Genomic DNA, 1,126 nt, shown 5'->3' on the forward strand with positions numbered 1-1,126 from the left:
CGGCTATAACCAGCCCGACTGTGCCTATCCCGACGCCACGCCGGCGATCTCGACGGTGACGGGCGATTCGAGCAACGGAGGAGCCGGTCCGTGGGTCAGTGCCTCGGGCCACACACTGACGATCAACGCGCTCGGCGATCAGACCGTGATCAATCACGCCTATACAGGGCCGAGCGCGAAAACGGCGCCGTTCAACCAAAAGTTCGTGACGCGCCACTATGGCTTCGGTGCCACGAGGGGCACGGGATCGGTGATGATCAACAACGTCAATGCGACGGTCACGTCATGGAGCGACACCCAGATCAAGATCACGGTGCCGAGCCTCAGCGCGGGCCAGTCGAGCTGCACGATCCAGCAACGTGGTGTATCGACGCAGACTCGTTGTGGCGAACTCGTGATCACCGCCGGCAACGGCAAGAAGTCGATCGACACGGTGACGGTCACGATTGGCGGCAAGCCGCCTTCGTATGTCGCTGGAGAAAACGGTGCGAGTAACGCCATTCAAACTGCGATCGACAAGGCCACGCCGGGCGACATGATCATCGTCGGCCCAGGCAACTACAACGAGATGCTGCTGATGTGGAAGCCGGTGCGTCTGCAAGGCGTGGGTGCCGCGTCCGTGACGATCAATGCGAATACCCACCCGTCCGGCAAGATGGACCCGTGGCGCAGGCAGGTCGACTGCGCGTTCGGTATCGCACTGAATGGTGGTCTGATGGCCTCGGGCAATCCCTTCGATCCGACCGGCACGTATTTGTGCCCGGCGGCGATGCAGCGGCAGGTTGATGCGATTCCGCTCGAGCCTACCGTCGGCTGGGACAACACGCTCAACGGCAATCTCAGCGAACTGCTGATCGAACCGACCTTGATGGGCGCCTATGAAGGCGCCGGCATCACGGTGCTCGGCAAGGGCGTACGCGACGTGCGCGTGGGCGGCGTGCTGCAGCCCGACCCGAACTGCACGGCAAACGGTGTGTGCACGCTGCTGAGCGCAAGTCCCACGGATTGCAACACCTACTCAAGCAACTTCTACTGCAATCCGTCGCGCATCGACGGCCTGACGATCACCAACAGTTCGCAGGGCGGCGGCGGGATCTTCCTGCACGGCTGGAACCACTATACGGAG

The 1,126-nt window shown here is 62.5% G+C and carries 1 protein-coding gene; it reads left to right on the forward strand.

The features are described from left to right. Positions 1–1,126, forward strand: a 1,126-nt coding sequence (locus HV670_RS30075; protein ID WP_175108553.1) for an IPT/TIG domain-containing protein, incomplete at both ends; no start/stop codon positions are given.

The sequence above is a fragment of the Pararobbsia alpina genome (assembly GCF_902859895.1).
GTDB classification, from domain to species: Bacteria; Pseudomonadota; Gammaproteobacteria; order Burkholderiales; family Burkholderiaceae; genus Pararobbsia; species Pararobbsia alpina.